This window comes from Bradyrhizobium vignae (assembly GCF_900324035.1).
Taxonomy (GTDB): Bacteria; Pseudomonadota; Alphaproteobacteria; order Rhizobiales; family Xanthobacteraceae; genus Bradyrhizobium; species Bradyrhizobium vignae.
This window is the reverse complement of record NZ_LS398110.1, coordinates 6307201-6320557: the sequence shown is the minus strand read 5'-3', so window position 1 is coordinate 6320557 and position 13357 is coordinate 6307201. Positions and strand designations below refer to the sequence as shown.

Below are 13357 nucleotides of genomic sequence, written 5' to 3'. Positions count from 1 at the left end.
CAGCCGCGGTGCGCGCCCAAGAAAACATCTTGATACGCTCACGGCCACGTCCGATCAGTTCATCGCGCTGATCGCCGGATATCGAGAGTTGCCGAATGCACTGAACCCATCGCCGTGGATCGTCGGGGGAGCGAGCAAAGCGGCATCGCCGCACACTTCGCTCATGCTGGCGCGATCCGAGGCAACGACAGGACAACCACGAGCCATCGCTTCGACGATCGGAAGCCCGAAACCTTCTGTCCACGATGGAAAGATCAAGCACAAGGCGCGATCCATGAGATAGGCGAGATCGTCATCGGTGACGCGACCGAGCAGGGTCAGGCCGCGTGCGTTCGTTAGACGTTCAGGCGAAAATATGTCCGCGCCGCCACCGGCGACGATCACGCCGATGTTCATTGCTGCGAGCTCCGGCGCGATGGTGCCAACCAGCTGCAGGTTCTTGTGCGGAGCGCGCGATCCGAGCGCCAGCACGAACCGGCCCTCGGCCGCAAGCTGGCAATCCTTGCGCGCGAGGCTGGGGTCCCAGGCCAAGGCGTGCTCATGTCCATTCGGAAGAACGGCAATGTCCGCCGAGCGGAGCGGCAGGTGCCGGGCAAGTTGTTGGGCCGAATAGGCTGAAACGGTGGTGATCCTTGCAGCGCGCTTGGCCAACAGCGGTTGCAGGACGCGATAGGTCGCTCGAAATGCTGGTCGATAGCTCTCCGGTGCATCGAACACGTTGCCGTCGTGAATGCACACGACCTGATCCGGTTTGACGGCCGGCGCCGTGTTGCCGAGATTGAGCAACCGTCCGGGCCACCGCCCGGGAAGAACCAATTGCTCCCAGAGGTGTCCGTCGAGAGGCCCCGCCGTAGTGAGTGGCATGGCCTGAAGCCGAGGATCGGGAGCGGCCTTGGGGGCAATGATCGGAACGATTGCGCCGGACCCGATGAGTGCTTGATTCATTGCTGCCGTGACGCCCTGGGCGTAGCGCTGCACGCCACTTGTGGGCTGAGTCAGATAGCGGCCATTGACGGCAAAACTGCTGGATGCATTCATGCTTTGGCTCCCGATGGTTCGGACGGCGTGAGCAGCACTCCTTCGAGGTGATCCCGCGGTGAGGCGCAAGCCAGCGCGGCGAGGGCATAAAACAGCAGACCTTGCTCCACGGTCGGAGCCGCCAATGTGTCACCGATGATGAGAGCCAAACATGCATTGCGCGCGGCTAGGCGAGCGTCGGTCTCAAAAGCACGCGGACCATTCAATGGTGCGAACAGGGCTGTTGCGGCGAAAAGCAGATAGAAGGCAGTTCCCGGAATACCAACGTTGGCAAGGAGTGCGATCGGAAAACTCGATGTGCGGATGGTTCCGAGCCCAACGCCAAAACCAAAGGAGTCAAAGAAGTTCTGTAGGGCAGCCGCATTCCAAGAGCTGCGCTCGACAGCCGAGGTCGTAGAGGATTTGTTGAGTATCAACGTATCGACATAGGCATGCACCGTTTCGCTAGCTCGCTCATCGAGGAGCACGCCCAAGATCAGGATGATCAAGAGGATCGGCGTGCATAGCACAGCGGCGGAACTGAGCGGACGGTTCGGCTGAAAGCCCGATCGCCGCAGAAGTCCGGCGTAAAGGATCAAGCCGACCAGTGGAGCCCCAGCAAATCCAGTCGAGGAGGTTGACAGAATGACGAGCGCCAGCGATGCCAGCGCCATCGGGCCGGTGAGCATCGGGATCCTGCCGCTCAGAAACAGGGTGCCGGTGAACGCGAACGCGCCGAGAGTGGCGCGCGCGAAGGCGGAAGCTTCGGGAAATGAACCGACGATCCGCTTTACACCGTTGACCTGATCATCGGAGTGCATTGTGTACTGGGCGTTCCGCATGAAATCGAGAAGACTTTGGGTGCCCGTCGCATACGTTCCGACGTCCAGCATGGCGAGCAGGACGTTTCCGGCGCAATAGCCGAGTACCGCGGCGACAACGGCGCGAAAGCCGACATGAGTCGTTGCGATCGCGGCCGTGATCCCGAAGCAGGCGAGATCCGCTGCCATGTAGACAGACTGAGTAAAATTGCTGGACACTGGCCCAAGCGGGACGGTCGAGCCGGTGTCGGCGTATTCCGACGCGCCAAGAGGAACGATCTGCGTTGCGCCAGCCAGTAAACGTGGCATCAGGACAGCAGAGCCAACGCCAAAGATCACCAAGCATAACAGCCAAAATCCAGGCTGGCCGAAGCTCATGGCTCGCATCGCAGCGGCAGCCTCGTGCCGCCGAGCGAGCACTGCCGCCACGGCGAAGCTTAAGAACAGGTGTGCCGGTTGGATGTTTGCACCGCCGACGAGAATGGCGGCGGCCGCGCCAAACAGGGCAGTGCCCATCAGCACGCCGAAGGTGGCGCGATAACCGAGCGGCAGGCAAAGCAACCCGAGGAGGATGGTCAAAATCCCGATCGGTTCTACCGACATGGCGCACCGGTGCGGGTTGGCTCGAGTGCGCCGCCTCGCGTCCTAACCGGAGTCGCGGAGCCAGCGCGGCGGACCGGAAACGACACATGAAGTGCTGCTGGATTCGGCATCGGCTGTTTCAATGCTGGCGAGCCATCATGCCCCTGACAGAATGTATGGAATCGAGCATTGGCAACAGAGCGTGCTTAAGAATGGGAAAGTGCCGAGCTATTGCGCCCTCACGCCAGAGTTCAAAGCGCAGCGATGCCAGCCTGTTCAACACCGGCTGGGGTTGCTCGGCGCGCAAGGCCTGCAGCACATCGGACCTGCCAAAATCGACGGATCGGCCCGGCACTTCGAGACATCGCAATTCGCCGGCGGTAGGCCGCGTAATGGCCCGCTTGAGCCGAACCCAGGCGGGATCGGCATCGCGCAGTGCCGCCGCCCCGCCATCGATCGGAAGGCTATCCACGTAACTGAGCGCGCCGGACAGCAGTTCGTTTCCGCGGCTGGCGTCGCTGATCCCAAGCCGGATATCGCCGCAATTGGCCGCGACATCCTCTCCCTCTTCGACAAAAGAAGTGACCGAGGGGACCCTGGGCTCGAACAAGCTCTCAATCAAATGCCAGTACCGCAGGACAGAGGAGCGGACGTCGAGCGGACTATAGCGATTGCGCTCAACCACGAGGCCGAACACCTGCTTGAAATGTTCTTCGCTGTGTCCCTTATAGTTTGATCGGGCAAACTGAATGGTTTCAATTTGTAGCGCCGGAAAGGCACTGGCCAATAGCCGCTGTGTGCTTCCATAGAGACCGGTATCGCACAACAGAATTCGGCGCGCATCGCCCCGGAGCTTGGCAAAGTGCCGCTCGAATAGCGCGTTCTGCCCGCAGACGTCAGACAAAACTGCCTTCGCGCGATCATCGAACAACATGGCGTAGAATACGTCTGCACGAAATGGCTGCTTCCACTCCTCTGGCAGCTCGTAGCGTCCTCCACCAAGGGCACAAGCCACATCAAGAAACGAGCGGCCTCGAAACTCACGGGCAATCTCTTCGAGCGCAGAAGCGCTGCGAACCAGCACCGCAGCCCGCGCCGCCACGAGGCGCGAGACCATGAAGTTCTGCCGCGGCATGCCGAGCGGCAGCGAAAGTCGAGCGGCGACTCGTTCGAAAACTTCCCTTATTCCAACACCGCCCCGGGCGCAAAACAGCAAGGTCGCCTTGTCGCATGCGTCCACTTCGGCGGCGTATAGCCAAATCAGCAAACAAAACTGAGTGACGATGGGCCCAAGGACAAGACGTCCAAACGCGTACGCATTTTCGGGTCTCTCCGCTGCCGAGCACTTGCCGCGCTTTGGTCGCGACAATGCAGCCCGAGCGGCAACCAAACCGCCATTCGCCTTGCGCAAATAGCTGAACCAGACGGGCCGGGGTGTATGAATGACAGTTAGTCCAAATGCCGAGGCTTGACGAACGTCGGCGTGCGGATCATCGCCGACGTGCAGAATTCGGCCTAAGGGCACCCCTTCTGTTTCGGCGACCCGGGCAAACAGCGCACCGTCACGCTTGGTGCATCCCTGATCGGCGCTGCTGTAGATCTGGTCAACAACATCGCGCCCATGAAAATGCCAGATCAGTTCATCGAGATCTGCAGACGACAGCATGGTGTCGCTGACGGCGACAATGCGGTAGCCCGCCGCTCGGCGTGCGCGGAGAAGCCCGGCCAAGTTCCGGTTTGCAGTGAGAGAGGTCTTCTCGACCTCGAGCTCAATTGCCAATCGCGCAGCGCTCAAGGAAGCCGGAAGACCCAGCAAGCGAAGTTGCCGATCAATCACGTCGGCCAGTCGAACCTCACCGGATCCGCGCACGGCGAGCGATCGGAAGGCAACTCGCTCCGCTTCCTGTCTGGTTCTCGACAGCAGAGCAGGTTCGATTTGCCAGCCGCGCTCCCGAAGAAAGCTGCTGAACAAATGCTCACCTTGCACAATCCGTGAGCGAGCGGAGCGTACGGTTCGCAGCAGAAGCGTATCAAAGACGTCGACGGATATCAGATCGATTCCATCGGCGGCTCTGACGCGCTCGGCTAGCCTATGTGACTTCATAAATTACCGAACTCCAAACGCACCGAAATGACGCAATACGCATAACGGTCGCAAATTGATTTATGCTAGGCGAGCTCCGCAATTAGATGTTGCTCAGATCAATAAATTGCTTGTAGCATTTTGCGTGCCAACTCTGAGAGGCGTTCATATTTAAGAATTATATGGATTGGCGAATTGCCAGCCGAATTCTCACGATCTCAGCTGACAATTCCAGCGAGGGGTATCTAGAGAATAATGATGCGATCGCTTACTAAGCATGGGATTTCCGCGCTTGCTTCTGTTGCCTCCAGGGCTGCACAAAGCGCGTCGTTGCGCAGGATGATATTCAATGGCATCCGGTTGCGGCGCCCTGAAGTGGAATGTTTTGGTCGAATGGACGAGATCCGCTTCTTGGCCTACTGCTTTCTAAATCGCGACCGATCGCGATCGCAAATATTTCAAGACCTGTGGGTCAGTTACGAGCTCGGAGAGAAGCAGGGCGGGTTCTTTGTCGAGTTTGGCGCAACCAACGGCGTTACGAATAGCAACACCTGGTTGTTGGAAAAGGAATACGGCTGGCAAGGAATTTTAGCTGAGCCGAATCCATTCTGGCACGACGCGCTCGCGCAGAACCGGGCTTCGCGCAAGGATCGTCGGTGCATCAGCTCGAGCTCAGGCAAGAAGGTGCGCTTCTTGGTAACGAACGAAGTGGATCCGGAGCTCAGCGGGGTGGCCGAATTCGCCTCGGGTGATCACTTTGCAGCTGTGCGTTCTGCCGGACGAGAGATCGAGGTCGAGACGGTTTCGCTTAACCAACTGCTGGCGGACTGCAATGCTCCTCGCAGGATTGACTACATGTCGATCGACACCGAGGGGAGCGAGTACGACATCCTAAAGAGCTTCGATTTCTCCCGGTACAGCATCGATTTACTCAGCGTGGAGCAGAACCGGAAAACGGAAGCGGCGATTCAGACGCTTCTGACGACGCGCGGATACAAGCGCGTCTTTGAGGAGTTCTCGCAGTGGGACGGCTGGTATGTGCATTCGGAGCGCATGATCTCTCGTCGTGGCACGAATCTTGACAGGTGCTTTGGCGCAAGCCCCGTCCAGAACTTGGCGTTGGTCGAGAAAGCGAATGGCTGACCAGACACGGGATGAGCTTTGAATGAAAGAGTTTTCAGCACGAGCAAGAATGCCACACGCATGTCATCGTTAGAGCCCGCGGCTGAAGCAAAGTGCATCAATGTCGCAATGTTGCTCAGCTGCAGTTCCTTCGAAGGATTTTTTGGGTGGGTACAGGGTCAGACGCGCGCCAGTTATCTCGAGCGCTATCGAAACGACTGGGCGTGGTACTATGCGCGCGGTTTGAGCCGAAACGGGATTAGGCCGTTGCTCTACATCCCCTCACTGCGGGAGTCGGGAAAGTTCGCCACAGATGTGGGGATCGACGTTCGATTTTTGCCACTCGAGAGTTGGTACCAGCTGATCGAACAGGTGTGGGTCAAGCGCCTGTCGCGCCGTTCGCGCTGGTCCTTATATGCTGAGGAACGGTTGAACACGATTGCCTTTATGCAGCCGCTTCGGAAGGCGCTGGCTGCGGACAAAATTGATCTGCTGTACGTGCAGGAATATTGGAGCGGCAGGTTCGATCACCTCGCAGGTCGAATTGATCTGCCAATCGTCGGTGCAGATCATGGTGGCCTATCGGATCGTGTCGTGAAGCTGTTCAAACGCGATAGCTTTCGCAAGGCGGCGTTGCTCTATGGTCAAACCGAGCAGGAGTGTCGCATCGTCAGTCGATATGGCGGTCGATCCCGTCTCCAGCCGAACGGCTGCGACGTATCGGAGTTCTTTCCGGATGCGGCCGCGAGCCGTTCCAAGACGATCCTGACGATCACGCGTTTGACCAACAGGCAGAAACGCACGACCGACCTAATTCGCGCACTCGCCAAACTTCCAGAGGAGTGGACGCTGGACATCGTCGGCACGGGGCCCGACAAGGACCTGATGCAGGGGCTCGTGGCCAAACTCGGCTTGTCGCACCGGGTGCGATTTCATGGATTTGTCGATCGATCCAAGGTGCGCGCGTTGCTGTGCCGGTGCGGCGTATACGTGATGCCCTCGGCGAACGAGGCGGTGGCACTTGCTGTACTGGAGGCAATGGCTTGCGGTGCGGCGGTGGTTCTGAGCCGCATACGGGCGTTTGAGCAATTGGTTACGCACGGAGTTAATGGCGTGCTGTTTCCCGTCGGTGACGTAAGAGATCTATCCGCCGCCATTCTGGATGCCTGGCGCAATCGTCAATCACTTGGCCGAGCAGCAAGCGAAACCGTCCACGAAACCTACAATGCGGAGAAGCTGTACGCGGAGCTTGCAGATAGTCTGCGAAGATCCGCTCATCACACTGTCGCCACCGCGGCGGAATCAAGCTTGAACTTGGAGGCTTTGTCTTAGCGGTATAGGGCGGGAAATCATAGGCGACGGGTCGCCATCTTTCGAGAAGGTTTGCGCAATGAAGGAATTATACGAGGGTGACGCTTACGGAAAGAACAATCCGACATGGCACGAGGAGGATGCGCCGTGGAAGGCCAGTCACGTCGCGCAGATGATCCGGCGAAACAACATCCCAACCGAGCGCATATGCGAGATTGGCTGCGGGACGGGCGAGATCTTGCTGAACCTGGAAAGGACGTTTCCGGACGCGCGCTTATCGGGGTACGAAATCTCGCCCGATGCGTTCAGGCGCGCAGCGGCAAAAAGTACTCAACGTACAAAATTTCACTTGAGCAATCTTCTGGGCGAACACGATTTAGAATTCGACGTTATTCTCGCAATCGACGTGATCGAGCACGTTGAGGACTATATTTCATTCATAAAGCAGTTGCGTCGGTTTGGAACATTCAAGATCTTTCACATCCCGTTGGATCTCTCCGCGCAATCCATTTTGCGGGCTTGGCCGATTGCCGACCTCAGACGCAATGTCGGACATATTCACTACTTCTTCAAACAGTCGGCGTTGGCCACGCTCGAGGATTGCGGCTACACGATTGTCGATCATTGTTACACCGCCAGTCGGTTGGAATTGCCCAATCAGGCCTTCACAAGTCGTCTCATGCGGCTGCCCCGCCGCCTGATGTTTGCGTTCAATGCGGATCTCGCGGTGCGTTTGCTAGGCGGCTACTCGCTGCTGGTCGTCGCAAAATGAGGACCGATCCCGCAAGTCTGCTGGGTTGCGGCCATAGGCTGAGCCCTGTGATCGGCCTCAGTTGGAAGCGATCGATCCTGAATTGGACCTTCGCTTATCCGCTGCAGCCAGCTCGTCTGGCGCAATCAGCTTGCGCGGATAGGCGCGAAACAGCGCGCGGATAGTGACCCCAACAAAGTAACCGCCTTGCAAGATGGCTTGGGTGGCGAGGACGGCAAGCACGGTCTCAAGCCCGCCGAGGCGCTGATTGAGTGCCAGGAAGATCGTGACAAGCAGGACCAGCAAGGCAAAGGGGAGCAATGCCCGAAATCGGAAGCGCAGCCCCAACACCGCTCCGAAAATTGCCAGTCCAATCGCCGCGTATTCCATTCCAGTGCCCTGCGATGCGCGAAGTCCCTTCGGAAGAGCTGAACTGAACCAACGTCCTTGCGACCGGTTTCGTGCCCCTCATGCCGCTTGGGACCGGAGTTCGACACCTTGCCTCGCCGCCCCACTGACGAACCCGTCAAGTTACGGAATCACCTGTGCGAGAACGTAAACTGGCAGTGTGGCAAGATCTTGTGGCGGTGCAGCACTCACGGGCGCCAAGCCAATTTGGTGCATCCGAACAATAACTTAGGCCTGCTTGTCAGACCAAGCCCTGTGAAAGCCGCCGACGAGTCAGAATAGCAAGCGGAGCAACCAGATCAAGTTGGCGCATTCCCCGTCAACGGCTTTTTTCGGCACAGGGATTGGTGTTCCGACCGATGTCACCTTGGCAGGGTATTTGCAGCGTAAGCACCGCTGGTTGTGTTTCAGCTTGAGGTTGGTCAGCCTGGCGAACGCGCTGGACCAAGGACTGGGGTGTCTTTCATCTTCCCTGGCTATTTGCCGCAGGTGTGCATGCGTATTGTACAATTGCTCAATCATACACGCCGGCTGAATGGTCATGTGCATGCCGCCGTGGACCTCGCCTGTGCACAGGTGAAACTCGGCCATCAAGTCGCAATGGTGAGCGGCGGCGGCGATTTTGATGCCCTGCTCGCGGAAAACAATGTCGAAACCATCCGCATCGGTTTGGAGCGTCGACCTAAGGAGCTGCTGCAGGCCACGCTGTCGCTCTATCGGCTGATGCGCGATTGGCGGGCAGAGGTGGTTCATGCCCATATGATGACCAGCGCCGTCCTTGCCTGGCCAATTTGCAAGTTGCTCGGAATCCCGCTCATCACGACCGTTCACAATGAATTCGAGCGAAGCGCAGTCCTCATGGGCCTCGGAGCGAGAGTGATCGCGGTTAGTGCAGCCGTCGGTAAGTCGATGCGAAGGCGAGGCATCCCACAGTCGAGGATCCGCGTGGTTCTGAATGGAACAATCGGTGCAGCGCGGTTCGAGCAAAAGGATCGCTCGCCAGCCTCGCTTCAATCACCGGCGATCGTGTTCGTTGGCGGACTGCATCCGCGAAAAGGGCTATCGGACCTCTTTTCCGCGTTCGATATGGTTTACGCTGCGCTCGGAGCAGGACGCTTATATATTGTCGGCGACGGTCCGCACCGCGAGCAATATGCCGTTCAGGTCAGCTCGATGGCATGCGCGTCGGCGGTGACCTTCTTGGGTGCTCAGGATAATCCTTTTCCGTTCCTGTCAGGAGCCGACATATTCGTGTTGCCGTCGCATGCTGATCCCGCTCCGCTGGTGCTGTCGGAAGCGCGGGAAGCCGGCTGCGCCATCGTCGCGACCGATGTCGACGGAATTCCTGAACTGCTTGAACAGGGGAAAGCAGGCCTTCTCGTTCCCGTGGGCAACCCGCAAAGACTTGCCGAAGTATTGCGCTGTTTGCTCCAGGACCAACAAGCCGTGCTGGAATGGAAAAAGAAAAGTCAGTTCAATCTAGAGTTTCTTACAATCGAGCGAGTCGCTCGGCAAACGCTCGCGATTTACCAAGAGGCGTCCGGTCCCATTCATGCTCACGCCTGAAGCAAGCGATGTCAGTGACCCAGCTGAAGCGACGGCGTGCTCGAGAATAGAGGCCATCGATGCTGCTAGGCTCGCCGTCATCATCACCTGCTTCAATTACGAGGCTTACATTGAGCGAGCGATCAGAAGCGTCTTAGACCAGAACTGCGATGCCTGCGAACTCCTGGTGGTGGACGATGGCTCAACTGACGGCTCGTGGGAGACGATCACCCGCTGCGCGGTGACTGCATTCAAGATCGAAAACCGCGGGCAGCTAGGGGCCTGCCTGTTTGGGCTAGAGAAGACCCAAGCAAGATTCATCTTGTTCCTCGACGCCGATGATGAGCTCAAGCCAGGTTCACTGGCCAGAATCCTGGTCGAATTGGACGAGCGCGTTGCAAAACTGCAATTTGGTCTGACGCTCATCAATGCCGAAAGCAGGCCTATCGGATCGTTTTCGTCGCTCGAATCGTTTCGGGAGCGCGACCGATTGGTCAATGAGGTGCTCAGACGCGGCGTCTACAAGACGCCACCGACGTCTGGAAACGTATTTCGTCGGGATGTCTGCGAACTGCTGCGCGAGGTGGACTATGACAAGGCCGTTGATGGAGTGATTTTGTTTGTTGCTCCGTTCTTTGGTGACGTCGTCAGTCTTTCCGAAGAGCTGGGAAACTACCGCGTCCACGGCCTAAACGATTCGCAGCTCGGTCAGCTTCCAAGCGCTTCGTTGCTACAGCGCGATATCAAGAGGTTTGTGGCGCGTACCGAGCACTTGCGCGCGATTCTCGCTCGAGTGGCTCCGGGCCGAAGATTGGTTGAGCCGCAAGGCGCCTTTTACTATCGCGAGCGAAGCTTCTGCCTCCAAATCGTATCGGGAAGCAGCTCACGCGCTTCGATGTTGCCGAAACTGATAGCGAGTGTTGGCTCCGAGCCTTTCCCAATCGTTCAAAAAATGGCACTGGTTGCTTTCTTTGTGCTTGCGGCCATGCTGCCTCGCGAACCAGCCAGAGCATTGATGGCCTACAGGTCTCGAAACCGGAGACGATCGGGACGTCTCCGCGTTGTTTCGCGGCGCTAGACAAGGCGCTGTCATGGGCCCGGTGGCGGCCGTTCTCGATGCATTATTCAGCTCCTCGGACCCGTCGCCCCCCACGGGCCGAGCTATCGGTTCAACCCATCTACCCAACTAGATCATGGAAGCTGAAGAGTTGGCCGAGCACATTTCCGATCGCGCCCTGCGGAAGGTTCGTTCCGTTGAAGCTGACGGAGTCCACGTAAAGATTGCGGTCGGTGTCGGGGGTGCCGTCCCAGCGGTCGTTGAGAAAGTGGACCAGGACAGTGTGATCGCCGGGTCCCCAATCCCCGTGCACCGCAATGGTCTCGGATTGACTTGCCGCATGCGATGCATGGGCCGTCAATGTCCCACCGACTTGGTTGCCATCGACCGAGATGGTGTAGAGCGCGTCTCCAAGATAGGCATCTTCGCTGATCTTGAACACGAGTTGATCCGGACCGGCGCCGATCGACGTTGATGAGCCGTTTTGTGTTTGTGAAGGCGTACTGGTCGAATTTGTCTGCGGTGGGGGCGTTATCACCGGCGTGGTCGTTTCGGCCGATGCACCATCGTGGAAGCTGAAGGTCTGTCCGAGTACGTTTCCGATGGCGCCTTGCGGAAGGTTCGCGCCGTTGAAGCTGACGGAGTCCACGTAAAGATTACGGTCGGTATCCGGGGTGCCATCCCAGCGGTCGTTAAGGAAGTGAACCAGGACGGTGTGATCGCCCGGTGCCCAATTGCCATGCACCGCGATCGTATCGGATTGACCGCCCGCATGCGATGCATGGGCCGTCAATGTCCCGCCGACCTGGTTGCCATCGACCGAGATGGTGTAGAGCGCGTCTCCGAGATAGCCATCTTCGCTGATCTTGAAGATGAGTTGATCTGGACCGGCACCGATCGATGGTGATGAGCCGTCTTGTGTTTGTGAAGGCGTACCGGTTGGATTTGTCGGCGGTGGGGGCGTTATCACCGGCGTGGTCGTTTCGGCCGATGCACCATCGTGGAAGCTGAAGGTCTGTCCGAGTACGTTTCCGATGGCGCCTTGCGGAAGGTTCGTTCCGTTGAAGCCAACGGCGTCCACGTAAAGGTTGCGGTCGGTAGCCGGCGTGCCGTCCCAGCGGTCGTTAAGAAAGTGAACCAGGACGGTGTGATCGCCGTGTCCCCAATTCCCGTGCACCGCGATCGTGTCGGATTGACCGCCCGCATGCGATGCATGGGCCGTCAATGTGCCGCCGATCTGGTTGCCATCGACCGAGATGGTGTAGAGCGCGTCTCCAAGGTAGGCATCTTCGCTGATCTTGAAGACGAGTTGATCGGAACCGGCGCCGATCGATGTTGATGTCGGTGTTGCTTGGGGTGTGCTCGACGCAGTTACAGCGCCGTAGGTCCCGGGATCATTACCCGCGGGAGATGAGACCGGCTCTAGAGAAACAGCTGTCGCCGATGGGTCGGCCGAATAAACGCGGATGTAATCGATCTTACTGGTGATAGGTATCCCCGCGAGGCTTGCGGGCTCTTGCGTAGCCAGATTCGCCAGAAGGTACATTGGCTGATGCATGTCGCTTGGCGTTGCGCGAGTCCCAACCAGCTGGCCATCGATATAGAAACTGATCTGCTCATTCTGCCAATTCACGCCATAGGTATGATAGCCAGCAGGATTTGGCAATTCGCTGTAGACCTGGAGCTGCGTCTGCCAATTTTCATTCAACACTCGGTCCGTTGTGTGAATGGTGCTGTATGCCCCTTTACTCCAGACGCCATAGTGCTCAACCACGTCGAGTTCTTGCCACCGTCCGAGCCCATTCGGGTCGGGAAGAGTTTTCACGGGCAACAGCCAAAATGCATCCCAAGCGCCTGGTAATGACGAGAACTCCGCCCGTATCTCGAAGTAACCGTACTGTTGTGAGAAAGTCCTCTGGGTTGTTATCAGTCCGGACTCCCAGCTCCCGGGAACTCCGAATGGAGTACGATCCGGAACGGCGGTAATCGCAAGCACTCCCTGGGAAACGGAGAAAGGATCGTATCCCGAGCTGGGGTCGACGAACGAGCTGGTGCCGAAGCCGACGTCGGACGCCGCATCGCCCAGCCATTCGGCCCTGGTGTCCGCCCACTTCGTGCCGGCGCCAGTAAGTGAAATGCTCCTGGAATTGAATTCATCGTCGAACGTCAGCTTGTAACCGCTAAGATCGATCATCGAAAATCTCCGCGAGTAAAGCCCTGAACGGGACGAACGAATTATTTTGCGCGAGAAATGCTTCGAAGTTGCTGTAGCGAAAAGTGTGAGAGACTCGCTCGCGATGCGTTGATCGTTCGACGGCTCGGAGTATCAAACTTGCGTCAGTAGACAGTTCACACGGATCGGGCCGTCAGTGTCGGCATGTGAGGGCCCGACATACCGCACGCCCTTCGAGACCAAGATTTAAAGGACCGGATCACCGCGATCTCTCTCGACTATACGCCCGTCAAACCTGGAAGTGCATGGTGACGGAAGTGCATCCCTGCACCAATTTTAGGCGATTGCCCGGCGCGGACGCTGACCTCACGGTCCTGCGTCAATCCTTTTGAATCACAATAGACGCAGAGCAGTGGGCTTGGGCCGAGCCAGTCAGTTGCGGTCCGCTCATACGCCTCAGAAGCCAGCCCGCCATGACTTCGGACCA

10 protein-coding genes are annotated in these 13357 nt (G+C 58.1%); 5 read left to right on the top strand and 5 right to left on the bottom strand.

Translation table 11 applies throughout. The features are described 5' to 3' along the window. Positions 1–54: 54 nt before the first annotated feature. The 3 genes from BRAD3257_RS42050 to BRAD3257_RS30665 form a co-directional block, all read right to left on the bottom strand. Positions 55–1038: a glycosyltransferase family 4 protein gene (locus BRAD3257_RS42050; protein ID WP_347338407.1), complete on the bottom strand. Its 984-nt coding sequence runs from the start codon at positions 1036–1038 to the stop codon at positions 55–57. Beyond that, complete coding sequence (locus BRAD3257_RS30670; RefSeq protein ID WP_122404993.1) at positions 1035–2441, bottom strand: hypothetical protein; 1407 nt, start codon at positions 2439–2441, stop codon at positions 1035–1037. The genes BRAD3257_RS42050 and BRAD3257_RS30670 overlap by 4 nt, the downstream gene beginning before the upstream one ends. A 118-nt stretch (positions 2442–2559) precedes the next feature. Beyond that, the gene (locus BRAD3257_RS30665; RefSeq protein WP_122404992.1) at positions 2560–4524 is read right to left on the bottom strand and encodes an HAD family hydrolase; all 1965 of its coding nucleotides are present in this window, start codon (positions 4522–4524) and stop codon (positions 2560–2562) included. Between the two features lie 372 nt (positions 4525–4896). On the opposite strand from BRAD3257_RS30665, the gene BRAD3257_RS30660 reads away from it, so the two are divergent. From BRAD3257_RS30660 to BRAD3257_RS30650, 3 genes are read left to right on the top strand one after another with little or no spacing between them, the layout of a single operon-like run. Next, positions 4897–5646, top strand: coding sequence for an FkbM family methyltransferase (locus BRAD3257_RS30660; protein ID WP_244607747.1), 750 nt, complete (start codon positions 4897–4899; stop codon positions 5644–5646). A 60-nt stretch (positions 5647–5706) separates the two neighbouring features. Next, positions 5707–6957 (top strand): glycosyltransferase, encoded by a 1251-nt coding sequence (locus BRAD3257_RS30655; protein ID WP_122404991.1) that lies wholly within the window; start codon positions 5707–5709, stop codon positions 6955–6957. A gap of 58 nt (positions 6958–7015) precedes the next feature. Then, positions 7016–7708, top strand: a complete 693-nt coding sequence (locus BRAD3257_RS30650) for a class I SAM-dependent methyltransferase (protein WP_122404990.1) — start codon at positions 7016–7018, stop codon at positions 7706–7708. Between the two features lie 57 nt (positions 7709–7765). Here BRAD3257_RS30650 and BRAD3257_RS30645 read toward each other — a convergent pair whose 3' ends face one another. Continuing rightward, the gene (locus tag BRAD3257_RS30645) at positions 7766–8077 is read right to left on the bottom strand and encodes a hypothetical protein (RefSeq protein WP_122404989.1); all 312 of its coding nucleotides are present in this window, start codon (positions 8075–8077) and stop codon (positions 7766–7768) included. A 513-nt stretch (positions 8078–8590) separates the two neighbouring features. Between BRAD3257_RS30645 and BRAD3257_RS30640 the strand changes: the two genes are divergently transcribed. Next, positions 8591–9661, top strand: coding sequence for a glycosyltransferase family 4 protein (locus tag BRAD3257_RS30640; RefSeq protein ID WP_122406839.1), 1071 nt, complete (start codon positions 8591–8593; stop codon positions 9659–9661). Next, a complete protein-coding gene (locus BRAD3257_RS30635; RefSeq protein WP_122404988.1) occupies positions 9648–10718 on the top strand; it encodes a glycosyltransferase family 2 protein in 1071 nt (356 codons plus the stop codon). The genes BRAD3257_RS30640 and BRAD3257_RS30635 overlap by 14 nt, the downstream gene beginning before the upstream one ends. Before the next feature lie 100 nt (positions 10719–10818). Here the strand turns inward: BRAD3257_RS30635 and BRAD3257_RS41325 are convergent, their stop codons facing one another. Beyond that, positions 10819–12891 (bottom strand): carbohydrate-binding domain-containing protein, encoded by a 2073-nt coding sequence (locus BRAD3257_RS41325; RefSeq protein ID WP_244607745.1) that lies wholly within the window; start codon positions 12889–12891, stop codon positions 10819–10821. Positions 12892–13357: the final 466 nt, after the last annotated feature.